This is a genomic window from Limosilactobacillus rudii (assembly GCF_014145455.1).
Classification (GTDB): domain Bacteria; phylum Bacillota; class Bacilli; order Lactobacillales; family Lactobacillaceae; genus Limosilactobacillus; species Limosilactobacillus rudii.
Genome location: NZ_JACIVB010000017.1, coordinates 47,176 through 73,300, shown reverse-complemented (window position 1 = coordinate 73,300; position 26,125 = coordinate 47,176). Strand labels below are relative to the sequence as shown.

23 protein-coding genes are annotated in these 26,125 nt (G+C 40.1%); 15 read left to right on the top strand and 8 right to left on the bottom strand.

Annotation, left to right across the window (positions count from 1 at the left end; genetic code table 11):
• The first annotated feature begins 1 nt into the window (after position 1).
• Both H5S39_RS00550 and H5S39_RS00545 read left to right on the top strand, forming a co-directional pair.
• A complete protein-coding gene (locus H5S39_RS00550; protein ID WP_182595142.1) occupies positions 2 to 667 on the top strand; it encodes a response regulator transcription factor in 666 nt (221 codons plus the stop codon).
• A gap of 11 nt (positions 668 to 678) precedes the next feature.
• Complete coding sequence (locus H5S39_RS00545; RefSeq protein WP_182595141.1) at positions 679 to 1,932, top strand: sensor histidine kinase; 1,254 nt, start codon at positions 679 to 681, stop codon at positions 1,930 to 1,932.
• 38 nt (positions 1,933 to 1,970) lie between these two features.
• Here the strand turns inward: H5S39_RS00545 and H5S39_RS00540 are convergent, their stop codons facing one another.
• The 4 genes from H5S39_RS00540 to H5S39_RS00525 are packed head-to-tail and all read right to left on the bottom strand — an operon-like array spanning position 1,971 to position 5,317.
• A complete protein-coding gene (locus H5S39_RS00540) occupies positions 1,971 to 2,612 on the bottom strand; it encodes a Crp/Fnr family transcriptional regulator (protein ID WP_182595140.1) in 642 nt (213 codons plus the stop codon).
• Positions 2,613 to 2,624: 12 nt separating this feature from the next.
• Positions 2,625 to 3,170: a DNA-binding protein gene (locus H5S39_RS00535; RefSeq protein ID WP_182595139.1), complete on the bottom strand. Its 546-nt coding sequence runs from the start codon at positions 3,168 to 3,170 to the stop codon at positions 2,625 to 2,627.
• Positions 3,163 to 3,399: a heavy-metal-associated domain-containing protein gene (locus H5S39_RS00530; RefSeq protein WP_182595138.1), complete on the bottom strand. Its 237-nt coding sequence runs from the start codon at positions 3,397 to 3,399 to the stop codon at positions 3,163 to 3,165. The genes H5S39_RS00535 and H5S39_RS00530 overlap by 8 nt, the downstream gene beginning before the upstream one ends.
• Before the next feature lie 22 nt (positions 3,400 to 3,421).
• Entirely contained in the window at positions 3,422 to 5,317 is a 1,896-nt protein-coding gene (locus H5S39_RS00525; RefSeq protein ID WP_182595137.1) for a heavy metal translocating P-type ATPase, read from the bottom strand.
• A gap of 185 nt (positions 5,318 to 5,502) precedes the next feature.
• On the opposite strand from H5S39_RS00525, the gene H5S39_RS00520 reads away from it, so the two are divergent.
• Both H5S39_RS00520 and H5S39_RS00515 read left to right on the top strand, forming a co-directional pair.
• On the top strand, positions 5,503 to 6,369 hold the full coding sequence (locus H5S39_RS00520; protein ID WP_182595136.1) for an aldo/keto reductase: 867 nt from the start codon (positions 5,503 to 5,505) through the stop codon (positions 6,367 to 6,369).
• A gap of 95 nt (positions 6,370 to 6,464) precedes the next feature.
• Complete coding sequence (locus H5S39_RS00515) at positions 6,465 to 8,252, top strand: glycerophosphodiester phosphodiesterase (protein WP_182595135.1); 1,788 nt, start codon at positions 6,465 to 6,467, stop codon at positions 8,250 to 8,252.
• A gap of 46 nt (positions 8,253 to 8,298) precedes the next feature.
• Here the strand turns inward: H5S39_RS00515 and H5S39_RS00510 are convergent, their stop codons facing one another.
• Complete coding sequence (locus tag H5S39_RS00510) at positions 8,299 to 8,796, bottom strand: ECF transporter S component (RefSeq protein WP_182595134.1); 498 nt, start codon at positions 8,794 to 8,796, stop codon at positions 8,299 to 8,301.
• Between the two features lie 269 nt (positions 8,797 to 9,065).
• Between H5S39_RS00510 and H5S39_RS00505 the strand changes: the two genes are divergently transcribed.
• On the top strand, positions 9,066 to 10,415 hold the full coding sequence (locus H5S39_RS00505; protein WP_182595133.1) for an FAD-dependent oxidoreductase: 1,350 nt from the start codon (positions 9,066 to 9,068) through the stop codon (positions 10,413 to 10,415).
• Positions 10,416 to 10,587: 172 nt separating this feature from the next.
• Here H5S39_RS00505 and H5S39_RS00500 read toward each other — a convergent pair whose 3' ends face one another.
• Positions 10,588 to 11,562: a GMP reductase gene (locus H5S39_RS00500; protein WP_182595132.1), complete on the bottom strand. Its 975-nt coding sequence runs from the start codon at positions 11,560 to 11,562 to the stop codon at positions 10,588 to 10,590.
• A gap of 193 nt (positions 11,563 to 11,755) precedes the next feature.
• On the opposite strand from H5S39_RS00500, the gene H5S39_RS00495 reads away from it, so the two are divergent.
• From H5S39_RS00495 to pyrR, 3 genes are all read left to right on the top strand, one after another.
• Positions 11,756 to 13,054, top strand: coding sequence for an adenylosuccinate synthase (locus H5S39_RS00495; RefSeq protein WP_182595131.1), 1,299 nt, complete (start codon positions 11,756 to 11,758; stop codon positions 13,052 to 13,054).
• Between the two features lie 84 nt (positions 13,055 to 13,138).
• A complete protein-coding gene (locus H5S39_RS00490) occupies positions 13,139 to 13,921 on the top strand; it encodes a DUF5011/hyalin repeat domain-containing protein (protein WP_182595130.1) in 783 nt (260 codons plus the stop codon).
• Between the two features lie 163 nt (positions 13,922 to 14,084).
• A complete protein-coding gene (gene pyrR / locus H5S39_RS00485; RefSeq protein WP_182595261.1) occupies positions 14,085 to 14,621 on the top strand; it encodes a bifunctional pyr operon transcriptional regulator/uracil phosphoribosyltransferase PyrR in 537 nt (178 codons plus the stop codon).
• Between the two features lie 92 nt (positions 14,622 to 14,713).
• Here pyrR and H5S39_RS00480 read toward each other — a convergent pair whose 3' ends face one another.
• Complete coding sequence (locus H5S39_RS00480; protein ID WP_182595129.1) at positions 14,714 to 15,100, bottom strand: hypothetical protein; 387 nt, start codon at positions 15,098 to 15,100, stop codon at positions 14,714 to 14,716.
• 170 nt (positions 15,101 to 15,270) lie between these two features.
• Between H5S39_RS00480 and H5S39_RS00475 the strand changes: the two genes are divergently transcribed.
• From H5S39_RS00475 to H5S39_RS00465, 3 genes are all read left to right on the top strand, one after another.
• Complete coding sequence (locus H5S39_RS00475) at positions 15,271 to 16,002, top strand: gamma-glutamyl-gamma-aminobutyrate hydrolase family protein (RefSeq protein WP_182595128.1); 732 nt, start codon at positions 15,271 to 15,273, stop codon at positions 16,000 to 16,002.
• A 6-nt stretch (positions 16,003 to 16,008) separates the two neighbouring features.
• On the top strand, positions 16,009 to 17,397 hold the full coding sequence (locus tag H5S39_RS00470) for an APC family permease (protein WP_182595127.1): 1,389 nt from the start codon (positions 16,009 to 16,011) through the stop codon (positions 17,395 to 17,397).
• 466 nt (positions 17,398 to 17,863) lie between these two features.
• Positions 17,864 to 18,505 carry a TetR/AcrR family transcriptional regulator gene (locus tag H5S39_RS00465; protein ID WP_182595126.1) on the top strand — a complete coding sequence of 214 codons (642 nt, stop codon included), beginning with the start codon at positions 17,864 to 17,866 and terminating at the stop codon, positions 18,503 to 18,505.
• A gap of 70 nt (positions 18,506 to 18,575) precedes the next feature.
• Here H5S39_RS00465 and H5S39_RS00460 read toward each other — a convergent pair whose 3' ends face one another.
• Positions 18,576 to 18,980 (bottom strand): hypothetical protein, encoded by a 405-nt coding sequence (locus tag H5S39_RS00460; protein WP_182595125.1) that lies wholly within the window; start codon positions 18,978 to 18,980, stop codon positions 18,576 to 18,578.
• A 137-nt stretch (positions 18,981 to 19,117) separates the two neighbouring features.
• Between H5S39_RS00460 and asp1 (H5S39_RS00455) the strand changes: the two genes are divergently transcribed.
• From asp1 (H5S39_RS00455) to H5S39_RS00440, 4 genes are all read left to right on the top strand, one after another.
• Positions 19,118 to 20,659 carry an accessory Sec system glycosyltransferase Asp1 gene (asp1, locus tag H5S39_RS00455; protein ID WP_182595124.1) on the top strand — a complete coding sequence of 514 codons (1,542 nt, stop codon included), beginning with the start codon at positions 19,118 to 19,120 and terminating at the stop codon, positions 20,657 to 20,659.
• Positions 20,659 to 22,161 (top strand): accessory Sec system glycosyltransferase Asp1, encoded by a 1,503-nt coding sequence (gene asp1, locus H5S39_RS00450; protein ID WP_182595123.1) that lies wholly within the window; start codon positions 20,659 to 20,661, stop codon positions 22,159 to 22,161. The genes asp1 (H5S39_RS00455) and asp1 (H5S39_RS00450) overlap by 1 nt, the downstream gene beginning before the upstream one ends.
• A gap of 114 nt (positions 22,162 to 22,275) precedes the next feature.
• Entirely contained in the window at positions 22,276 to 24,219 is a 1,944-nt protein-coding gene (locus H5S39_RS00445; RefSeq protein WP_182595122.1) for a fibrinogen-binding adhesin SdrG C-terminal domain-containing protein, read from the top strand.
• A gap of 211 nt (positions 24,220 to 24,430) precedes the next feature.
• Positions 24,431 to 26,113: a glycoside hydrolase family 13 protein gene (locus H5S39_RS00440; RefSeq protein ID WP_182595121.1), complete on the top strand. Its 1,683-nt coding sequence runs from the start codon at positions 24,431 to 24,433 to the stop codon at positions 26,111 to 26,113.
• Positions 26,114 to 26,125: the final 12 nt, after the last annotated feature.

Below are 26,125 nucleotides of genomic sequence, written 5' to 3'. Positions count from 1 at the left end.
GATGAAGATCCTAATTGCTGAAGATGAACAACAACTAGCCCACGTATTATCAACAGCGATGACAGCAAGCGGCTATCAAGTTGAGGTTGTAAATAACGGGCAAGAAGCCGTTGCTGCTGCCCAAAAGAATGCTTATGACGTTATTATCATGGATATTATGATGCCAGTAAAAACGGGACTGGAAGCACTTAAAGAAATTCGTGCAACCGGTAATCGTACATACATTATGATGCTAACGGCAATGGGTGAAGAAGATGACCGCGTGACTGGACTAGATGCCGGCGCGGATGATTACTTGACTAAGCCGTTTTCACTCAAAGAATTATTAGCACGGTTACGATCCCGGCAGCGCCGTAATGACGATTATGGGACCGATATTATTGAATTTGGTGACCTGACGCTTGATGGTAATGATCAGTCGTTGCAAAGCCATAATTCAATTAGCTTGACGAATAAGGAAAGCCGATTGTTACAGTATTTTATTTTGAATGCTAATAAGGAGCTTCCTGTAAATGAACTTTTAAACCATGTGTGGGATGAAGAAGAGCAGGCCGACCAAGAGGATTTGTGGATTAATATTTGCTACCTACGTCAAAAATTACATGCAATCCAATCAAAAGTTGTAATTACAGGTGAAAAAGAGGGACCATTTATGATTGCTCACTAGGAGGAGTAGAAATGATTCAACGGTTTCGTTATAAATTTATTGCTTTGTCTACGACTGCATTGATTTTTGTTATTTTAACAATTATTGGAAGTATTAGTGCCCTGACTACTTACCGAACACACCAGGAAGTTAAAAACGTATTGACTATTTTAGTGAAAAATGATGGTCAGATCCCCCAGCGAAACATTCAGGTAGGAAATTATCAGCCCCAACAATTTACCCGTGAAAGTCTGCACCAATATCGCTACTTTACTGTTGTAACAGATAATCAGGGGAGAGTTAACGAAATTCAAGATGATCATATTACAACAGTAACTTCGCAAGATGCCCGTGCAATAACGCGCCGAATATTGCGGCATAAAGAAGATAATGGCAGGGTTTACTATCATGGGGTTACCTATGCTTACCAATGGCAAAAGTCCCAGGGTGAAAAAACGATTGTCATTCTTGACGAATCAATTTTAATGACAAGATCAAGAGAAGTAATGAACACAGGATTGATGCTCGGGTTGGTTACATTAGTGTTATACACAATTGTGTTGGTACTATATTCACGCCGGGCAATTCGACCTATTATTCAAGCAGAACAACGACAAAAAGAGTTTATTACTAACGCCAGTCATGAGTTAAAGACGCCACTAACCGTAATCGCTGCTAATACTGAAATGCAAGAAATCCTAAATGGGGAAAATGAATGGACCACAAGTACAAAACAACAAGTTAGCCGGTTGACAAAGCTAATTAATAATCTAGTATCGCTGGCGAGAATGCAGGAACAACCGACACTAACCTTAGTCCCGGTTGATATTAGTCAGGTAGCAACTAGGGTAGCAACGAGTTTTAAGAGCGTTGTAAAAACTGATGATAAACAATTTAATGTTCAAATTGAAAAGGAATTATTTGTTAACGGGGATGAAAATTACCTACAGGAATTACTCAATATCCTCCTTGATAATGCAAATAAATATTGTGACCCTAATGGTGAAGTAGATTTTACTGTTGGTCGGGCCAGTCACAGTAAGAATGTGACTATTAAAGTTGCTAATAGTTATGCGGAGGGAAAAGATGTAGATTATAACCGCTTTTTCAATCGTTTTTACCGGGCTGATGAGTCACATACAAAAGGGAAAAAAGCAGGCTTTGGAATTGGCTTGTCGATGGCCCAGTATATCGTAAAGATGTTTAATGGTAAGATTGCGGTAAAGTATACAGATGGAAAGTTAGCGTTTTTAGTGACTTTAAAGGAAAGCAAGCAGAAGGTATAGACAACAAAAGAGTTCCAGTATCGGCTGGAACTCTTTTGTTATAACTTATCTTTTATTTTAATTTTTCTGAGATGGTATTCTATTTTCCCTTGCTTCTCTAATAATTTCAGTTTTCGTGTTAATGTTTCAGGGGTTGTACCAAGATATGATGCAACATCCTTTAAGGCAAATGGTAATTCAATCGATGCTTTTCCCTGGGATTGCTGTAATTGAGATAGGTAAGTAGTAATTCGTGTACTGATATTAACAATGCTTAAGAGCTGGGTTTGCTTTCGCAATGAAGTGATTCGTTCAGCCTGTTCCTTAAGCAAAGTGGCTGTAATCTCCGGGCTATTTTTGAGAAGTGCGAGGAAATCTGCTTGGTTGATGATACAGATATCACTATCCTCAACTGCTTCGATAAAGTAATTTTGGTTATTGATTCCTAAAAGCCACGTTTCGCCAACAAAGTCACCACTACTTAGTGCCCGGACCACTTTTTCGTTACCATTTGAATCCAGACTATACATTTTTACAGAGCCATGGGCAATAATTACTAATTGGTTCTGACTATCTGGAGTAATGATTAATTCGTGCATCTTGGTATGCTGGTGATGGACTAATTGTTCAACTTGTTGTTGCTTTTCTAAATCTAATTTTTGAAATAATGGAACTAATTGAACGCATAATTCTTCAGCCATCAGCAGATCCTCCTAGAAGTCGTCGTCATCTTCTTCATTATACAGCCCTTCGCGAATGTCGTGCCCTAAGAAACGTTGAGTGATTGCGATTTGTTCCTTAATCCAGCTAAGAAGGGTAGTCAGGTTGGCTGCAAGCTCGAGTAGACCCTCATTTTGTGCTAGCGAGATTGCCTTAGTAATAAAGAGAATTTGGGTATCAAAATCCTTAATAAGGGCGAAAAGCTGATCTTCACCACGCTCATATTTACTGGCACCATCTTCTTCAAGCATTGCAAATTCCTTAAACTGATCAGTTGTTGTTGGAATTGCCTCCCCGTTGTTAGTAAGCAGGCGATTTAATTCACTAAACTCGTTTATCTCGTATTTTAACCAAACTGGTGCGTATTGGTCTAGAAATAGAGATGCATTCCCTTTTGCAAAAAGTTTTGCCTGTGAAATTTTGAGAGTATGAATTAAAAGATTTGAAATAATATGACCTGTCATTGCACCAGCAGTAGGCGTATGGTGGTCAATATCACTTTGCTTAAGTTCTTGGGCATATAACTCTTGACTATCCATTATTAATCTCCTTTGTTTTAACCGCCTTAACTTCATAACCGATTTTTTCAATTCCGTCCTTGATGTTGTCAACCGATGATAACTGGTCATCAAGGGTAAACTTGACCTTTCCAGCATTAAACAGAACTTTAACATCATTTGTTCCGGCTGCACTTTCAACACTTTTTTGAATTTTAGTTAGACATGACGGGCAAGTTAAACCGCCCAACTTCATCATTACTTTTTCCATCTATAACACCGCCTTTTCGATTCTATTCTACTGGCACTTCGGGTGAATTAAATTGATGACGATCAACTTTTCTTGAGAAAGTGATTAATCGCATCGCATTCAGGATTACTAATAGGATGCTTAATTCGTGAATTAACATTCCAGAAGCCATTTCGATATATCCGGCAAATAATCCGCCAAAAAGCAGTAGAACTGTTAAAAGTGAAATAATAATATTTTCCTTCATGTTGTTCATCGTTGCTCTAGCAAGCTTAAATCCAGCGACTAAACTCTTGAGATTAGATTTAACGAGGACAAGGTCTGACACGTCCATTGCGACATCTGTTCCCGACCCCATTGCGATTGCGACATCAGCTTGCGAAAGGGCTGGACTATCATTAATTCCGTCACCAACAAAGGCAATTTTTCGTCCTTGCTCTTGCTGTTCTTTAATAAACTGGGCCTTATCTCCTGGTAACATTCCTGCTACTACTTTGGTTAATGGCAAGTCAGTTGCAATTTCTTTGGCAGTTACTTCATTATCTCCTGTTAACATTACTAGTTGGCTAATTCCAAGTGACTTCAGTTGGGTTAATACAGCTTTAGCATTAGGACGAAGCTGATCTTTAATGCCCATGACCGCTATTTGCAAACCGTCATCGCTTGCAATAATAACAACAGAATTTCCCTGCCGTGACAATTTTTCTATCGTGGCCTTCAATTGTGGTAAGTGAAGGTTGATATTTTGAACCATGGCAAAATTACCAATCAGGTACCGGTGATTACCTATTGTTGCGCAAACACCCTTGCCTTTAACCGTTTCTATCTCATGGGGTGTCATGGCAACAGTTGTTTTGAGCTTAGCGATTGCCTTCGCGAGGGGATGGCTTGATTGCTTTTCAATTGCAACGGCAGCGTTGATAATCTCTTGCCGATCTCCTTGTAGGACGCTAATCGTTGTTACTGCTGGTTGGCCGACAGTTAGGGTTCCCGTCTTATCAAAAGCGATTGTGTCAACATGACGCATCCGGTCCATAACGTCGGATCCTTTAAATAAAATTCCTTGTTGGGCGCCATTACCAATTCCGGCAACTGTTGATGCGGGAACGCCAATTACTAGGGCGCCGGGACACCCAAGAACCATAACGGTAATAGCTAATCTAAAGTTTTGACTAATTAGGCCGACCAGAATTGCAATGACTAAGATTGCTGGTGTATAGTACTGCGCAAATTTATCAATAAAGCGCTGGGTCTTTGTCTGTGAATCCTGGGCTTCTTCGACTAATTCAACGATTCGCCCGAATGTCGTTTCTTCACCAGCCGCCGTGGTTTCAACCGTAATTGTTCCATTTTCAAGCAGTGTTCCGGCAAAGACTTTCGCACCAGCTGTTTTAGTAACTAGCTTTGATTCACCGGTAATTGTGGCCTCATTTAAGATTGCGCGGCCTGTTAAAATTTTTCCGTCTACCGGAACCTGACTACCGGTCCTAACCAAGATATGGTCACCGGGATCGACCATATCGACATCTTCTTCAGTTACTTCATTATTCTCATTAATTATTAGCGCAGTTTGTGGGGCAATCTTTGCTAAATCATTTACAGCTGACCGTGTTTTACTTAGGGTGATTTCTTCCAGAACTTCACCGAGCATAAACAGCCAGGTAACAATGGCAGCTTCATTAAATTCACCAATGATAAATGCCCCGATAACTGCAATAGTAACCAAAACATCAATCGAAATGGCCTTAATTTGGAGTGAAGAAATTGCGGTTAGCAAGATTGGAATGATCCCAATAATTCCTACGGCTGCCATGATTAGTTGGTAGCCTAGCGGAATTGGCATAACAAAGTGGAAGAACTCTGCAGTTAGCAAGAGAAATGTAGTCAAGAGGACAATTGCCCTTTTATTTTGCGAAAAAAACTGTTGAATTTTAATCACTAGTCGAACCTCCTTATGTCATGATTATAAAAAAGAATAGCGCATAGTAAATTGACGGTTATCAATTTATTATGTGTTATTTAGGGAAATCTTTCTTTGTCTTAGTCTGATTGCCTGCAAGTTTAAGAATATTGAGAAAACACTTAATATCAAGCGTTATAATTAAGAGGGAAAGAAGGGATATAATGCTTGAATTAACTAATATTAACTCAACAATGAATTTGAATAACGGTGTAAAAATTCCGTGCGTTGGGTATGGAACTTTTAGGACACCAGCAGATGTAGCTGAAAAAGCAGTTAAGGATGCCATTGAAGTTGGTTACCGGCATATCGATACAGCAGCAGTTTACGAAAATGAGGAAGCAGTTGGTAAAGGAATTAAGGATTCTGGAATTGACCGGCAAGATCTTTTTGTTACCAGCAAGTTGTGGAATACTAATCGGGGCTATGATGAAACTAAAAAGGCCTTTCAAGCCACACTTGACCGGCTACAAATGGATTACCTTGATCTTTACCTAATTCACTGGCCAGCAAACCGAAAGCAATTTGGTGATGATGCTGCCAAAATCAACGCGGAAACATGGCGAGCAATGGAAGACTTATATCATGATGGTAAGATTAGGGCAATTGGGGTAAGTAATTTTATGCCTCATCACATTGTCGAATTAATGAAGACTGCCAAAGTAGCACCTGCTGTTGACCAAATTGAGGTTCACCCCGGCTGGCCGCATACGGAAGAAGTAAAGTACTTGCAAGCTCATAATATTTTGGTTGAAGCATGGGCTCCGTTAGGTGGGCAAGGAGCGAAGGTAATGACTAACCCAACGATTATTCAAATTGCCGATAAATATCAAAAGACGCCCGCACAAATATGCCTACGGTGGATTATCCAACAGGGTGTTTTGCCATTACCTAAATCGGTTCACAAGGATCGGATGTTAGCAAACCAAGATATTTTTGATTTTGAGTTAGCAGATGAAGATATGAAGAAGATCAGCTTGTTATCTAATCTAGGTGGCCAATGTGCTGATCCTGATAATGTTGATTTTTAAGGAAAATGGAAGCACAAGAGCAAGACTTTTGTGGTTCCTTTTTTTTATTATGATACGTTATACTTTTGATAAGTACTTATTTGAGGAGCCTTGAAATGAAAGCAATTGTTCTTACTTTACGACAATACTCACGACAGTTTAGGCAAAATTGGCTAGAGTACCTAATCCTTTTCGGTGGATTAGACCTGGTCAATCAATTTTTAATAATTCCCTTTTTTCGCTGGATTACTACTTTTGTTTTGCAAGCAGGAGAAATACCGTTTGTTTCGTATCAAAATGTTGTTCTCATTTTGACGCACCACCCGGTAGTAGTTTTTAGTTTGCTATTAGAGTTATTGTGCTTGTTAATGCTGATTTACGGGGAATTTATGCTAATATTAACCGGCCTGCAAGAGATTAGAACGGTTAAGTTTACCTGGCACCATTTGTTTCAGCGAACGTGGCAAACACGGCACCTGTTGAGCTTCGGTTCACTAGTACTATTATTCGGGTACTTCTTGCTGGTAATCCCTTTTGCTGATGTGATTTTTCGGACGCCATTATTAGCGAAGATTCAAATTCCCCAATTTATTGTGGACTATCTAACGCGAAATGGATGGTTAGTAAGTGCCTTAGTGTTATTTTACGTTGTGATCACAGTATTAGGACTCCGACTGATTCTGACAATGCCATTAATGGCGTACCGACAAGAAAAATTGTTACCAGCAATGAAGAAGAGCTGGCGATTGACGAAAAACTATAAGTGGTTATCGTTACTTATTCGGCTTATTTTGACGACAGTGTTAGTGGGGATTGTAACGGGAGTGTTCTATATTGCTATCTATCTTTTGCAATTGGGGTTAGATTTATTACCCGGGAAATTTCCGTTAATTACAGCAGTTATTAATTTGTCGTTGTTACAAATGGGAAGCGAGTTTTTAGCAATATGGGCTGGAACGATCATTTTATTGATTGTGGTAGAACCATTAATAACAACTGACTCGTCGTTAGGACAGCAAATACACCCGTCACGGGAGCTAATTACCTTGTTTTCCTTAATTTTTATTGCTATTGGGTTTGCAACGATTGTAAACAATACATTATATCTAATGGGAAATGGGGTTCAGCGGCCGATAACAATTTCTCACCGAGGAGTTGCGGAAGAAAATGGTGTACAAAATACGATCCCAGCAATGGAAAAAACGACTAAGTTAAAACCGGACTATGTTGAAATGGACCTACACGAAACGAAGGACCATCAGTTTGTAGTAATGCATGATGAAAATCTTACAGAGCTTGCTGGTATAAATAAAGCCCCACATGAGCTAACACTAAAGCAATTAACTAAATTAACGGTCTGCGAAAATGGTCATCATGCTAAAATCGCTAGTTTTGACCAGTATCTTGCGGCAGCAGAGAAGCATCACCAAAAGCTATTGATCGAAATAAAAACAACCCCACATGATTCTAAGGAAATGTTGCAAAACTTTAACCGTCGCTATGGTAAACGGATAATAAAGGATCATGACCAAGTGCATTCGCTTGATTATAGCGTTGTAACTGGGCTAAAGAAAATCAATCCCCGCTTAAAGGTCCTTTATATTCAGCCATATAATTTTGGTAATCCCCAGGGGGCCGCGGATGGCTACTCAATGGAATACTCAACGTTAAACCAAGACTTTATAAACCAGGCGCATTGGAAACACGAGCCAGTTTATGCGTGGACCGTCAATGATGATAGCATTATGAAGCAGATGATTTATAATCGCGCTGATGGGATTATTACCGATAATTTGGGTGAATTAAATGCCGCAATTAAAGATTTTGCCGGTAAGCAGAGTTATGCTAATAGAATCTTAAATTATATTATTATCCTTCCGACAACTAGTGGGATTGAACCGTAAAAAGCTTCCGTCGTTGACTTTTAAGTCGATGGTGGAAGCTTCTTGTTTATCTTAAATTATGTTTTTTGAGTTGTCTTATAATCACTAGGGCAACGAGGCCGCCAATCATTCCTTGAATAAAGTTTGAACCTAAACTCAAGAAACCAGTAATTACATGGTACATGACAGTATTGCAGATGAAGTAAACGGCAATCATAATGATTGTTCCAGTTAAAATCGCTACCCACTTCTCCCAAACAGTGTCACCATATTTCTTATATATCCAACCGCTAATAAATCCTTCTAAACCATGGGCTGCAAAAGAAAATAGGGCATCTTGCGGGAAGCCTGAAATAAGATCGAGAAACATCCCGCCAAATCCGCCAACAATAGTTCCTGCTCCCGGACCAAGAAGCATCGCAGCAATAAACACTCCCGCGTCACATAAATTGACGTTGCCATGAGTCCAAGGAATTGGAAAAAGAAAGAACCGTCCTAGGACAATTGTAAGTGCAAGAAGCATTGCGCCAATGATCGATCGCCGCAATTGAAAAGTTGATTCCATATTAAGACTCCTTTTTATGAGTTATGAGTAATTTTACAATAATTAATAAAATTTTTTAGATAAAATTTTGATTGATTATTTATCTACCGCTATTCCAAACTATTTATTTAAAGCTTGGTGTTAATAGAATTTAACATTTAAAAATTGTAATAAAGGCGATAGTTGATTTTACCTTGATAAATTATATTCCGATTTTATATATTGATAAAAGTAATATTCCATGTATAATAAATTGTGAAAATTAGAACATGATTTGAGGTGCGGAAAAGATGAAGGTTATTATTGTTGGTTGTACACATGCAGGGACGATTACGGCCACCCAGATCTTACAGAATCATCCAGAGGCAGAAGTGACGATTTATGAGCGGAATGATAATGTTTCATTCTTATCATGTGGGATTGCTGTATATTTGAGTGGGGATGTTGGTGATCCTGATGCAATGTTCTACTCGAGTCCAAAGCAGTTAGCTGAAATGGGTGCTAATGTTAAAATGCAGCACAATGTAACAGAAATTGACCCGCAGACAAAGACGGTGACTGTTACAGACCTAGTGACCGGTGAAACAAAGACGGACCACTATGATAAATTAGTCGATACAACTGGTTCATGGCCGGTAATTCCACCAATTGAGGGTGTAGATGGCCCGCATGTTTATTTGTGTAAGAACTACCACCACGCTAAAGAACTATTCAATGTTGCAAAAGATGCGCAACGAATCGTAGTAATTGGTGGGGGTTACATTGGTGTTGAATTAGTTGAAGCTTACACCCGCCAAAATAAAGATGTAACTTTAATTGATGGTTCACCACGAATGTTACACAAGTACTTTGACAAGGAATACACTGACCGAATTCAGCAACAGTTCGTTGAACATGGTGCGCATTTCGCATTCGATCAACGGGTAACCGGGTTCAAGAATCATGAAAATGGTGTGACTGTTGAGACTAATAAGGGAAGCTATGAGGCAGATATTGCGATTTTATGTGTTGGCTTCCGTCCAAACACTGACCTCTTAAAAGGAAAGGTCAAGATGCATGATAATGGAGCAATCATTACCAATGAATACATGCAATCATCTGATCCGGATATTTATGCAGCAGGTGATTCAACGGCGGTCCACTATAACCCAACCGGTAAAGACGCCTATATTCCGCTTGCCACCAATGCTATTCGCCAAGGAACGATTGTGGGAGTCAATGTCTTTGGCAATACAATGAAGGATATGGGAACACAATCTAGTTCTGGCCTTAACTTGTATGGAACAACGATGGTTTCATCAGGATTAACTCTCGAAAATGCTAAAGAAGCTGGATTTGATGCTGCATCTGTAACAGTCGAGGATAATTATCGTCCAGAGTTTATGCCAACGACTACCCCAGTTCTAATGACATTGGTATGGGATAAAAAAACTCGTCAAATTCTTGGTGGTCAATTTATGAGTAAGCATGATGTCTCACAATCCGCTAATATTGTCTCATTGTGTATTCAAGATAAACATACGATTGACTACTTAGCATTTGTTGATATGCTTTTCCAACCACACTTTGATCGTCCGTTCAACTATGTGAATATTCTTGGTCAAGCTGCTGTACAAAAGCAGGCAGAACTAAGTAAATAAGAATATAAGTGGCGACGTAACAGTAGCTAGGAGGATAAACTAGCCTATATCCTCCCGATATCACGTCACCACAAGCATAATAAAAACAGGCATCTAGAGTTTACTGACTTTAGATGCCTGTTTGCGTACCGTACTATTCATTTTTATATCAATAATATGGTGCCTTTAGTGGTTAATAGTCGCCATTCATAATTGAGTCTTTGACGATCATATAATCAACCTTACGGATTGCTTCCAAGTCGCGTCCACCAGCATAAGAAATAGATGATTGCAGGTCTTCTTGCATTTCAATGAGCGTGTCTTTAATTGAGCCGCGGAATGGTACCAGCATTTGCTTACCCTCGACATTCCGGTAAGCACCCTTTTGAACTTCTGATGCAGATCCCCAGTATTGCTTGTAGCGTTTGCCATCAATCGTAATTACGTGTCCTGGGGATTCAAGGTGACCAGCAAGCATTGAGCCAATCATTACCATTGACGCGCCGAAACGGACAGACTTGGCAATATCGCCATTGTGCCGAATACCACCGTCTGCAATGATTGGCTTTCGGGCAGCTTTGGCGCACCAGCGGATCGCTGAAAGTTGCCAACCGCCAGTTCCAAAACCGGTTTTTAACTTAGTGATACATGCTTTACCCGGACCTACGCCGACTTTAGTAGCATCCGCACCAGCATTTTCTAGGTCACGAACGGCTTCGGGAGTTGCAACATTACCCGCTGTGACAAAAGTACTAGGTAGCTTATCCTTGATATATTCAATCATTTTGATAACAAAGTCCGAATGACCATGAGCTACATCGATTGTAATGTATTCAGGAATCAATTGTTCGGATTTTAGCTGATCAATGAACTTATACTCGCTATCCTTAATTCCAACTGAAATAGAAGCAAATAACCCAAGTTCGTGCATCTGTTTGATGAATGCGGCTCGTGTTTGTGGCTTAAACCGGTGCATTACATAGTAGTAGCCGTTTTGCGCTAACCAGATGGCTAATTTTTCATCAATAACGCTCTCCATGTTGGCGGGGACCACTGGAATTTTGAATGTGTTCGGGCCAAATTTAATGCTGGTATCGGCCTCTTTTCTACTTTTGATTACGCATTTATTAGGGACTAGTTGAATATCATCATAGTCGAATGTTTGCATTGAAACTGCTCCTTTTATCAAATTTACCGTTAATTATTATGCACTGAAATAATATGAGCGTCAACAAAATCGCGTACATTTTTCAAAGCGTTTCAGAAAATAGTTCGAAAAAACATTGACGATTGAAATCGAATTCGGTAAAATAACGAAGTAAAAACGTTAATTTTAGAAAATAAACATGAGGTGAAAATAAATGTCATCAGTTGTGATTGTTGGTAGTCAATGGGGCGATGAAGGAAAGGGAAAGATGACCGATTACCTGAGCCAAGAAGCGGACGTTGTTGTTCGTTCGCAAGGTGGGAATAATGCTGGTCATACCATTGCCTTTGATGGTAAGAAGTTTGCTTTACGCCTTGTTCCATCAGGAATTTTTGCCAAGGATAAGTTAGCGGTAATTGGTAATGGTGTTGTTATTAACCCGCCTGCCTTATTAAAAGAATTGCATTACCTTCAAGAAAACGGGATTGATATTTCTGGACTACGGATCTCAAGTCGGTCGCACATTACTTTCCCATACCACATCTTACTTGATAAGTGTCAAGAAGAAGCGAAGGGTGATCACAAGGTTGGTACCACTAAAAATGGAATTGGTCCAACTTACATGGATAAGGTATCACGGGTTGGTATTCGGATGTGTGACTTGCTTGAAAAAGACACATTTAAGGTAAAGCTCGAACGGAACTTGGCAGAGAAAAATGAGCTATTTACCAAACTTTACCATGTTGATCCAATTAAGTTTGATGACATTTTTGAGAGTTATTACGAATATGGTCAAGAATTAAAACAGTATGTTACTGATACGGCCCAAATTGTTAACGATGCCCTTGACCAAGGTAAAAAGGTTCTTTTTGAAGGTGCCCAAGGGGTAATGCTGGATGTCGACCAAGGAACCTATCCATACGTTACGGCATCAAACCCAATTGCTGGTGGGGTATGTACTGGTGTCGGTGTTGGTCCTAACAAGATTGAAACGGTTGTTGGAATTTGTAAAGCATATTCTACTCGTGTTGGTGCTGGTCCGTTCCCAACAGAGTTAACTGATGAGATTGGTGACCAAATCCGTGAAACCGGTCATGAATACGGGACGGTAACGGGTCGACCACGGCGGGTAGGCTGGTTTGATAGTGTGGCAATGCGTCATGCACGACGGGTATCAGGAATTAGTTGCCTTAGTCTCAACTTGCTTGATGTATTGACTGGCTTGAAGACGGTTAAGATTTGTACGTCATACAAGCTAGATGGCAAGCAGATTGATTATTATCCAGCAAGTTTAAAGGAACTTGAACGGTGCGAACCAGTATATGAAGAACTTCCTGGCTGGGACGAGGATATTACTGGTGCAAAGCGGTTTGAAGATTTACCAATCAATGCCCAAAATTACTTAAAGCGGGTAAGTGAATTGTCAGAATCACCGTTAGCAACGGTATCAGTTGGTGCTGACCGGATTCAAACAATTATTGTCAAAGACCCATGGAAATTGGAAAATAAATAATAAATTAAGAGACGGTGAAAAGCAATTTTCATGGTCTCTTTTGCGTTATACTAAAATAAAACTAGTAGTTACGGAGGAAAAGTTATGGGTCAGCCAATACTTACTGTCGAACAGCATTCATTAATATGGCCGCTTAATCAGCCAATTGATCAGACGGTTTTGTTGGAGCGTTTAGGTGTTCATGCAACCGATGATCAAGGTCAGAATTTAACGGATAAGGTCGTGATGAACTTAACGCAGGTAGACGTTGACCAAGTAGGGGAATACCCAGTAATGCTTAGTGTGATGGACCGCACTGGTCAGAGCACCCAGATAAGTATCATGTTAAATGTCCAGCCTCAGCGCGAACAAGAAAGGAAAGATGCTCCTGCTGGTTCAACAAAGCATAGTAAATGGTGGCTATGGCTGATTATTGCAGTAATCATTATTATTGGTATATGGTGGGGTGTGAGAGCCCATGACCAGCGAATGGCTAATCAAGCCGCCACTGATAACCAACAAAGTAGTCAAATTAGCAATAATTCTAGTAGTATTAACAAGCTAACAAAAGACAATCAACGACTGGCTAACCAGGTGGCCCAATTAAAAGGGGCAACGCAGCAATATCAACAAGATCATGACCAGCAAGCTTTGCAAAACCGACTTGATAAGATTGAAAATCAAAATCAGCAATTGCAAAAGCAAGTGCAAGATAATAGTGTTAAACAAGATTTAACGCAAGTTGATAATACGGTTAATGAAGTTCGGCAAAATCCTGATAAGGGGACGCAAATTGTCAATAGACTGAAAGATCAGGGGGACTTTAGCGCGATTTGGAGCAGTGTTAGTCAGCAGGTACAGAAATGGTTGAACGAATTTAGTAACTAAGGTCAATTGACAGGGACACGATAGACCCTTAAAATAGTAATAATTATAACGACAATTCCCGTAAACATCGGTTTTTGGTGAATGTGAAGACTCAGTCAAATCTCTGGATCCTTCCTTATAGCGAGCGGAGGATTTTATTATTTTAGATTAAGGAAGTGACATGATGGCTCATGAGATCTTAGACGGTTCAAGTATGCAACGCGCATTGACCCGGATTACTTATGAGATTATCGAACAAAATAAAGGTGTCGATAACTTAGTATTTGTTGGAATTAAGACACGAGGTGTGTATTTAGCAAAACGCTTAGCAAAGCGGCTTAATCAACTAGAAGATGTAGAAGTTCCGGTAGCAGCGCTTGACATCTCTCTTTATCGTGATGATCGTCATGCACCGGATAATCACCAGGAACCTACAGTAAAGACTGATCAATTAAATATTGATATTACTGATAAGCATGTTATTTTAGTGGATGATGTACTCTTTACGGGACGTACTGTTCGAGCAGCATTGGATGCATTGATGGACCTTGGCCGTCCTAAGCGCATTTCACTTGCTGTTTTGGTTGATCGTGGTCATCGCGAGTTGCCAATTCGCCCTGACTTTGTAGGTAAAAACATCCCAACAGCAATGAACGAGACGGTTCACGTGGCTGTTGAAGAATATGATGGTCATGAAGATGTGACGATTGAACATAACTAAAATTAAGCACGTTTAAACAAGCGACCCATATCGGCGGTTAAGTCGGTGTGGGTCGCTTATTTTCGTTGGCTAATAAAATAGGGAATTGCTTTCTATATTATATCTTTCCACCAATTAACGGTTGTGTGCTCGTTAAAAACACGCTTCCCGAATTTTTGCCGAAACCAGCGGACTTGCTTTGGCGTATAGCCGCGGAGGACGAACGGTAATCGTGGCCAGCGCTTGTAGATTTCAAATAACATAAGGACATATTGTTGCTTAGTGATATCTTGGGTAGGAATCTCGCTAACCATCATGGTAGAGATACTTGAGCCAATAGCGGGAAAGGTATCTAAGCTCATCTTATAGATCGGGTGGTCACCAATGTTAGTTGTAAAAACAAAGAGGGCTTGTTTGATACCGGGTTGATAATGTTGCTCGATCGTCCTATTGATTTTCTGTGCGATTTGCTTGGTCGGATTTAAGATTACGTTACGCATTATATTTCTCCTATCACCTAATCGAACATTTGTTTAAGTGAGTATACCATATGAGCTGGTGTCTCGTAAATCAACGTAAAATATCTGAAGAAAATTACAAATTATATTTACTTATCTTTTGTAAATGTTATGATAGAACTTACGTAAAATTTAAGAGGTGAATAAATCAAATGGGAAAACCAATTATTGGAATATCTGGCTCTCGGATTATTGACCAACAAGGACCCTTTCCTGGGTACTACCGAAGTTATGTAAACGAAGATTATGTTGATTCGGTAATTCAAAATGGTGGTATCCCGTATATTATTCCATTTAATGAACAACCTGACGTGACAATTGCCCAGATTGCTAATGTTGACGGGTTGATTTTATCAGGCGGTCATGATGTTGATCCGCGATTATATAATGAAGAATCATTACCTAAGATTGGCGAAATATGGCCGGATCGTGACTACTTTGATATGTTGTTATTAAAAGAAGCAGAGAAGCAACATAAGCCGGTGTTGGGGATCTGTCGTGGCGCGCAGTTAATCAACGTTGCGCATGGCGGTTCGCTTTACCAGGATACTAGTTATCGCGATGGGTTGACCCTTAAACATAATCAAGGCCGGACGCCAGATATTGAAAGTCAGTCGGTAGCGCTTGAACCTAATAGTTATCTCGCCAAGTTATTTGGTCGTCAAACGCTAAGTGTTAATACTTTCCACCACCAATTAATTAAAAATGTTGGGAAAGGATTGCAGGCAGTTGGTCATGCCAGTGATGGGGTAGTTGAAGCGCTGGAAAACGATGATGCGTCAGTAATCGGCGTCCAGTGGCATCCAGAAATGCTCCATCGTAGTGACCGTGAGATGAATAAGGTCTTTAGCGATTTGATTAATAAGGCAATGAAAGAAGGCTAGAAAATTATGACAAAAACTAAACTAGGCTTCTGGTCGATTGTGCTATTAGCAATCAATTCGATTATTGGCTCGGGGATTTTCTTAACACCAGGGTCAGTGGTATCGATGGTTGGAACAAAAGCACCATTAGCCTATTTCCTTGCGGCAATCTTTGCTTCAATTTTAGCAATTACCTTCGCTGCGGCGGCAAAGTACGTTAATAAAAGTGGGGCTGCTTATTCATATGCTAAGGCAGCCTATGGCGAAAACATGGGCTTTTATATGGGAGTTGTCCGTTTCTTTTCGGCTTCCGTTGCATGGGGAGTAATGGCGGTTGGTGTTATTCGCACAACATTCTCGATTTTTGGCTGGAACCAGTCGTTTGGCAATATTACCTTAGGCTTTGTCGTATTGATGTTAATAATTATGATTATTAACATGATGGGGCGACGAATTTTTACAATTATTAATGATTTATCGACAATTGGAAAGCTAGGTGCCCTTGCATTAATTATTATTGCAGGAGTAGTTGTGCTACTAAAGACTGGTGCCAATCATTTTAGTGAGTTAAATACGATGACAAATAGTGCGGGTAAGCCGTTGATTCCATCTTTTACGACATCTGGATTTGTAATGGCAGTAATCTCTGCATTTTATGCCTTTACCGGTTTCGAAGCGGTGGCAACTGGTTCTGAAGATATGAAAGAACCCGAAAAAAACTTACCACGGGCGATCCCGTTAGCAATCTTAGTAATTGCGATTGTTTATATTTGTACGATTGCCGTAGCGATGATGGTTAATCCAGCAGCAATGGTAACGACTAAACAAGTAGTAGCACTTGTGGCGATTTTCCATAACCAGGTATTGCAAGATGTAATCCTTGTTGGTGCGATTATCTCAATGTTTGGAATTAATGTTGCATCATCGTTCCATACACCACGGGTTCTCGAAGCGATGGCAAACGAAAATCAAGTTCCGCAATTTATCGCGCGGCGGACTAAACGGAATTTTCCGCTTGTGTCATTTATAATTACGTTGATTTTAGCAATCGGTATTCCAATGGCTTTCCAGTACAACCTGCCAACGATTATCGTAATTAGTGCCACAGTCCGGTTCTTTGAGTTTATTGTCATTCCGCTAGGGGTGATCCGTTTTTATCGGGGAACAAATAAGGAAAAGATTTTGCCAGCGCGGAAGAATCTTTTTACCGATGTTGTTTTACCAGCACTCTCAGTTGTGATTACGGCCTTTCTTTTAATTCGTTACGATTGGGTAAGTGAATTCAGCATTAAGCAGGCCGGGCACCTTACGCCAAACTGGTTTGCTATTTTTGGAATGTTCTTTGGCTTTGTGATTTTACCATTAATTTTGTTCTGGCTGACGCGCCGTGAAAGGGCAGAGAATATTAATAGGTGAACGAAATTTATATAATAAAAACCGCTCAGTGACTGCACAGATCATCGAGCGGCTTTATTATGTTTTAAGATGTTTTTAAGAATATATCGGTAGTTAATATTGCACATATATCTTCTACCTGCAGAAACATCTGATTTAATTGAAGCGACACATAAAATCAATCATGGCACCACCCATGAAGAACAATAAACCTTGCTTGGGAGTTTAGCTATATATAGCCCTTATTAAAATGAGAAAAAGATAAGGACTTGAAAGATATGTAAGGTAATAAGTCAGTTTCTTCGTCGATTGTTATTAGTGTTAGAACTTCAATCTGTCTGTATTTTAACAGCTGATTTATCGACTGTTAATAGTATCTGGACATTGTACACGGTTAGTGTAAAACTGTTACTATGGATATACTTTACTTAGTAATGATTTAAGATGCACTGAATTAAGCTAAACAAGCGCTGTTAGGAGAAAAAAGATGGATATTCGCAAAATCAACACACTAAGTCGGATTAAAGAAGGATTTATTAGTGTATTAGATACCAAAAAGCTGTCAGAATGTACTACAAATGATATCGTCGATAGCGCGGAAGTCAGTAAGAAGACATTCTATAATTACTATCAAAATAAACGAGAACTTCTGCATGAAATTGAGGATGACTTATTGCATGGCCTTCAGCAGGCCTTAGAGCTTGATCGTGAAGAACTAGAAAAGGTTAACCGGATCCCAGATGCAGGCGAGATTCAGCAATTAGCCAGTGTTGCTTTTAATAAGACCTTAGCCTTCTGCAATGAAAATAAACATTTTTTGTCGAATTTGCTGTCATCAAACGGGGATATGCAGTTTTACCAGATGATTGTTAAATTAGCGAATGATGAATTTGATGCGCGGGTTCCGTATTTGTTTGGCGATATCGATATCGAAAAAGCCGATGGTAAAGCGCCATTGCCATTTTCGTTTATTAGGACGCTTTATATCAATACGATTGTTAATTTGTTAATGCTGTGGGGTGAGGATCCTGATGCTTTGAGTATCAATGAGATTAAGTCGATGGCAGGATTGATTCAGGCTAAGTCGCCGATTGAATTAATTCAAATTTATAAGTCATATGCGAATTAACGTTTAAATAGCATAAGCATATATATAAAATCGTCCAGCAAACATTTGCATGTTTATTGGACGATTTTGTTTATTCCTTCCAATACCGTGCCCTTGTCAGCAATGCTCGTGATCGCTGGTCAGCAGGTCGGTAGCCCTTATTAAATAGGTGGCGGAAGTACATCATGTTATAGAAAAAGCCGAAAAAGATTGACGGCCATGGAAATTGTAAGAGGTTATTAAGCCCAAAAAACATCACAACTAGGGCATAATCGATGTCAAGGACAATCATTAAGATAAAGTTGTAGTAATCACCACGAAATAGCGCTGGCAGAGGACCAAACCAAAGAGTTGTCCATGAAAAGCCGACTTTGGCTATTCGGATATCCCCCTGGTCATTAACGATTTTTGCGTAATTTGGTGGGAGGGGGAGATTGTTTAAGTTAAACGGATTTTGGTTATCATTGTTATTGTTATTACCAAATGGGTTTTGCATATCTCGTCCACTTCTTTCTATTAAATATTAATATTAACACATTGCGTGAGGGATAGGAAACACTGGTTAAGCTTTCAAGGAATATTAACAATTATATGTTAAACTCAAATTGATAACCATGAAAGGGGACCTTGGGGATGCTGTTTTTTCTAAATGATAATATTCAACGAAATAAATCAGGAATTGAACACGCGCAAATTAAACGGTTGCACCTGTTTGAAAAATACAACCAGCCAGCCAAAATTGTTACACGTCAGTATTCAAATGAATTACACCTCGTTACTGCAGAAGCTGGAATAGATGATCACAATTTTATAAACTTATTTGATTACTTTCAAGACGCATGTAGTGTCCCGCAAAAGAATATCCGAATCAAAGATATTCCGGTTAATCCGGCATGGGATCGAAAAGCTGATGGAATCAACTATAATTATTATCAGAATGGCAAGCGGATCCTCTATGTTCGACGCCGAAGCAATACAGATCGGCGAGTGATTAATTTACAATACTTTGATCATTATGGCAAGTTATTAAAGGTGAGCTGGTTTGATAGCCGAGGCTTTATCTCAGTCGAACAATTATATGACTGGGATGGCAAGATGGCGACCGAAAATTATTACCGTCCAGATGGATCGCTCGCAATTCAACTATCGCATCAGCAAAATAAACGAGGAAAAGAAATTAAAACCTACCATCTATTTAACTACCATGGCCACGATTACCATTTCAGTGACTTTGACCAGTTGACTCGGTTTTTCCTTGATGAATTGGTTACTGATAAGCAGATTTGCGGATCGAGCGCAGTTGGTCTAGTGGTTGACCGAGTATATGAGCTTGGTTGGTCCGTGTTACACATGAAACACCGTGTTTTCCGTGTGTTGCAGCTTCACAATGACCACGTTAATAATCCAGCTGATATGTTGCACTCTCCTCTTAATTATAACTATGATTGGGGATTAAAACATCTTCAAGACTGGGACGGGGTTATTACCTTAACACCACAGCAGCAACAGGATGTTATTGCCCGTTTTGGTAAGTTTGGCGTGAAAGTTTATCGTATTCCTGGGCCGATTGTTCCTGCTGACGTGATTGATAAAAAACATGTTCCCTTTAAAAAACGGACTCCTAAACAGGTAGTAATGGTTGCCCGCTTGTCCCCTGAAAAACAACAGGATCATTTGTTAAAAGCATGGCCGCAAGTATTAGCAGCAGTTCCTGATGCTAAATTAGATTTCTGGGGTTACGCTAATGATAATTTTGACAAAACACTTAATAAGATAGTAAAAGATGAACAGATCGGTAGTTCGGTCACTTTCCATGGCTATACAGATGACGTTAACTCGGTTTATGAAGATGCCCAGTTATTAATTTTACCGAGCCGGGCGGAAGGATTGCCGCTGTCATTAGTTGAGGCGCAGTCACATGGATTGCCAATTGTTGCTAATGACATTAAATATGGGCCATCAGATGTAATCATTGACCACCAAGATGGGTTGTTGACGCAAAATGGTGACATTGATGGCCTAGCCCAAGCAATTATTAGCCTGCTAAAGAACCAAAAACGGCTTGCCGAGATGAGTGCAAACGCATATGAAGACAGTAAACGTTATTCAGAGCCAAATGTAATGAAACTGTGGAATGAACTTATTGATGATATGCAGGCCAAGGAGGAAGAGTAATGTACTTTTTTGTAAATCAGTATTTACTAAGCAGTAATTCGAGTGTTGAACATGCCGAGCTTAAGCGATTGGCGCTGTTTAAGAAGTATAATGCTCCAGTTAAATTGGTCACCCGTGATTTTGATCCTGTCATCCATAAAACGATCAAAAAATTCAATATAGATGATGCCCAGCTTGTTAATATGTACGACTTCTTTGCACAAACGACCGCTTACCAGGGCAAAGTGTTCCATATAGAAGACTTAAACCTGCCGATTGCTTATCAAGTGGGAACGGGTAATAATTATCGAGAAGTTAAGGATGGTGACCGTCTCGTTTGTGAAGTACATTTTGCTGCAGGGACAATTGGTCAGGTAAATCATGTTGATTATTTTGACATTGCAGGTAACATGACTTTGCGGCAAAAATATGATATTCGTGGATTCAAGGCGGTTGATGAATTCTTTGGTGAAGATGGTCAGATGTATTATGCCCGTTACTATCGACCAGACCAGCAAGTATACCTTGAACGCTATTTTGTGAAGTCGGTAGAAAATACACCAATTAACTCCTTGAATGTTCTCCGTGATTATAAGGGGAAAGACTGGTTCTTTGATACTCTTGAAGATCTTTTTACCTTCTTTCTTGATGAATTAAATAAAGAAAATGGTGAAAATAATATCTTCATTGCCGACCGCCCAGCTGTGGCAATTAAGCCGGTGCAAGAGATGACTACTGCCGCAAAGAAGTTCTTGTGGTTACCAATGAACCAAGTAAATGATGGACAAGACTTGTTGACTGGACCGCTTAATTCAATGCTAATTGGTCCGGTAACAACTAATGCCGATAAGTGGGATGGGATCATTGTAATGACCGAGAAACAAGCAACGATTCTAAGGCAGCAAATTAATAATACGGTACCGATTTATGTTATTAACGGGACGCCAATTAGTACTGAGGCCCAGCCGATTAAGATGGATCAACGAACTCCGGGACAATTAATCTATGTTGGTCGGCTGGCAGAAGACAAGCAGACCAGTCAGTTAATTAATATTTTTGCGCAGGTTCACCAGCAGGTTCCAGAAAGTAAGCTTACCTTGTATGGCTATGGTACGGCTCAGGATGTTGATAACTATAAAAAGCAAGTTGAAAAGCTGGGATTAGCTGATGTGATTGATTTTGCTGGCTATCAGGTACAATTAGCCGCTGCTTATGACCAGGCACAGCTATTTGTTGATACTAGTCGGATAGATGCACAGCCGCTTGCAATGGGCGAGGCATTGAATCATGGAGTGCCGGTAGTTTCGTATGATTACCTTTACGGGCCGGCGGAAATGATTATTCCTGGACAAAATGGAGAATTGGTACCGTTAAATGATCAAAGCCAATTCATCCAAACGGTTACGCGACTATTACGGAACCAAAATGAGCTGCAACACTTAAGTGATGGGGCTTACGAGCATCGTAATAAATTAGCAGCGGAAAAAACTTGGCAACAATGGCAACAGTTATCATCTATTTAATTAGAATTTAGGTATAATAAAAGAGAAAAGCTAAAAAATAAAGAAAAATAATGTTTTTGAAGCCTTTAATGGTTATCTGTTGATAATCAAAAGATGGAGAATGAGGGCAGAAAAATGGATAATTATCAAGCAATGAATTATTATTATGGACTTCTTAACTTGCATGCGGGCTTTTTTAATCCCCATTTATGTACAACTTTAATGCTGGTAGCCCAAAGCGTTGAACAAGTAGACGAACAAACGGCAACGGCATATCACACGGTCAATGAAAAGGAAGAACAGCCCCAAGCAGCCTCTGAACCAGTGGAGTTTGGCTCGTTTTATGAAGATGGACATATTTTACATAATGTTAAAATTACGACGCAATCAGATTTCTTCCTCGATCCAACACGGGGAGATACGGTTAAATGGCAGGTCAAATTTACGGTTGCGAAGGATGTTCGGCCAGCAGACCAATTTATTGTCCAACTATCTAACAATTTGATTATTGCTCCTAATGGTCATCCCCATAAACCAATTGTGGATTTTGCTGATCAGGATGGCGTTGTAATTGCCATGGGGGAATATAATCCAACCAAGCACCAATTGGTATATACTTTTACCAACTATGTAACCGAGCATCGTAGAATTACTGGTGAGATAGCTGGTGAGTTGGCAATCGATCCCCAGACTATTCCAGAAAATGAGTTTGGTCTTGCATGTTTTATTAGCGTTGACGACTACCAGAAAGATTTTACAATTGATGTTGATTATCCGGACCTTGGTAATGATATGTTTCTGGGGATTTCTAGTCGGATGATGGCTTTTGACCAAGATAAACATCTTTTTACGGATTTAATTTACGTTAATCCTGGTCAAAAAGAGCTTAGTCATGCCTATATTGTGTTTAATACAAGCGAGATGGTTGAAGAGCTTTCCAATGCGATTGTCAAACCGTCAACGATGCGGATTGAGATTTATCAAAATTCTCATGGGTTAAAGCTTCCGCAGTCGTACGGGGTAAATCTTCATCGTTTGCGGGATGTTACTAACCGCTTTCCAGTTGTTGAGGGAGACCACCTTGTTGATACCCCGCTAACAATGTCGTTTGCTGATAATAAAATGCGCCTGAATTTTACCGCCAAAAAGACGAATGATTCATATGTAATTAAAGTGATCGGCCAATATGATGATGAGCTTCAGGGCGATGTCCGTCTGCGAGCTCGTCTATTTGGGATGGATCAGCAAAATGTTTATATGAGTAACTCAACCGCTGCTAGTGCTACGGGAATTACAATGACGGCTAGTGGTCATGCGGTTCCTAAAGAAGAACATGAGTCAGTAAGCAAGGTGTCTGAAAAACCAGCACCAGAAAAGGCTCAAGAACCGGTAGCTCCTCCAGTTGAAGAGCCAGTGACTGAGCCACAATCATTAGCACCAATCGAAAGTGATGAACCAGCCATTGCGGCAGACAACGACTTTGTTCCCGCTTCTTCTACCAGCGAAGTAGGGCTTTCAACAGTAAGTGAAGAAGAATCGCCAATAGAAGAACCAGTTGTTGAACAAGCGCCGGTAGCTACGGAGAAAACCCCTGTTGAAGAAGAGCAAACGGCAGAAGAGTCGGCATATATTATTTCTTTTGACCAGTCAGCAAGTGCGGCAAACGAACCTGAACAAAGTGATGATAGTAAGGGTGAGGATTCACCAGTTGCTTCGCCAGCAGTTGAACCACGTGGGACTGATGAATTATCGATTTCTTTTGACGTTCCTGTTAGTGAGTCACCAACAGAAACAAAGGAAGAATCAGCAGAGATAGAAGAAGTTGATAGTGAAGTAACGGAACAGGAAGAAGAACAGCCACTGGCAACTTCAAGCACTACGGATGAAGAGGAACAACCAGCATCTACGGCTGAAATAGTTGAAGAGGTAACGGTGGAAGAAGAGCCAACAGTTGAACCAACCCCAACGTCGACGACTGCACCATTACCGAAACTATCGCGACGACCACCACGGCGCTCAAACCGTTTCCAGCGTAATGGACGTACTGGTCACACGATGCGTCATTTACGGCGATTTTAAAATCTAGGTTTCTTATATAAAATACAAATCGGCTGCTATACTTGGTCTAGTCAAACGAAGCGGCCGATTTTGTTTTACTAAAATGTAATCGTTTACATAAAAGCCTTGCAATTAAAAATAATGGTGTTAATATTTAGTTGAGCTTAAGTAAACGTTTACATTTATTATTTTTATTCAATTTGAATAATTTTATGGAGAGAGGTTTTATTTTATGGAAAACACTCATTGGTGGAATAGGGCAGTTGTTTATCAAATTTATCCAAAGAGTTTTCAAGATACAAATCATGATGGCGTAGGTGACCTCCGGGGAATTATTGACCGTCTTGACTACATCAAAAAACTAGGTGTAGATGTTATTTGGCTAAATCCAATCTATGAGTCGCCACAAGTTGATAACGGTTATGATATTAGCAATTATGAAGCTATTAACCCTACATTAGGTAACATGGATGATTTTCAAGAGCTAATTGACGGCATTCACGAACGCGGGATGAAGTTGGTTATGGACCTTGTTGTTAACCATACATCGGACCAACACAATTGGTTTAAGGAATCGCGAAAGGGTAAGGATAACCCCTACCGTGATTATTATATCTGGCGTGACGGTAAGGACGGCAAAGAACCAAATAACTGGGGATCGTACTTCTCAGGAGCGGCCTGGAAATATGATGATGAATCTGGTCAATACTACCTCCACCTTTTTGCTCCTGAGCAACCAGACCTTAACTGGGAGAATCCACAAGTACGGCACTCAGTTTACGACATGATGAACTGGTGGGCAGCTAAAGGTGTTGATGGCTTCCGGATGGATGTTATTAATTTGATTTCCAAGCCAGCCGGACTGCCGGATGCTAAGAAGAGCGCCGATGAAAAGTATGCCAATGTTGAGCCATTAGTTTCGAATGGCCACCGGATTCATGAATTCTTGCAAGAAATGAACCGAAATGTCATGAGTAAGCATAAGATGATTACGGTTGGAGAAACGCCTGGTGCAACACCAGAAGATGCCGAAAAGTACGCTGGCCTTGATAATAAAGAATTAAACATGGTCTTTCAATTCGAACACATGGGTCTTGATAGCAATCCTAATCCAGCACTGGGTAAATGGGATGACCGGAAAACGAGCTTAAAGGACCTCCGCGCAAACTTAACAAAGTGGCAGGAAAAGCTCTATGGTAAGGCATGGAATTCGCTTTATTGGAATAACCATGATCAGCCACGGGTTGTATCACGGTTTGGCAATGACGAAACTGAAGATTACCGTGTTAAGTCTGCTAAGATGTTGGCAACGATGACTCATATGATGCAAGGTACACCCTACATCTATGAGGGAGAAGAAATTGGGATGACTAATGCTTACTTCCCTAAGCTTGAAGATTACGTTGACTTGGAGTCAATCAATGCTTACCATCAACTCGTCGATGATCAGCATTTGCTTGACGGCGCTACAATGATGAAATACATTGCGATTCATTCTCGTGATAATGCGCGGACGCCAATGCAGTGGGATGACAGTGAGTACGCTGGATTTTCTGATCATCAGCCGTGGGAAAAAGTAAACCCGAATTACAAGCAGATTAATGTCAAGAAGGCATTAGCCGATAAAAATTCAATCTTCTATTACTACCAGAAATTAATCGAACTGCGGCACACTATGCCAGTTATTACAAACGGTAAATATGCCCTTGTTACTGGTAATGAAGATGATGACCAAGTATTTGCATACACGCGGCAAAATGATGATACTACCTTGCTCGTCATCTTAAACTACACTGCTGAAACGGTTAGTCGCCATTATGATGTACCAAGTACGGCGACGTTATTAATCAGCAATTACGAAGACGATCAGCATGATACGATTCGGCCATATGAAGCAAAGGTTTATCAATTTTAGAGTGGAGATGAA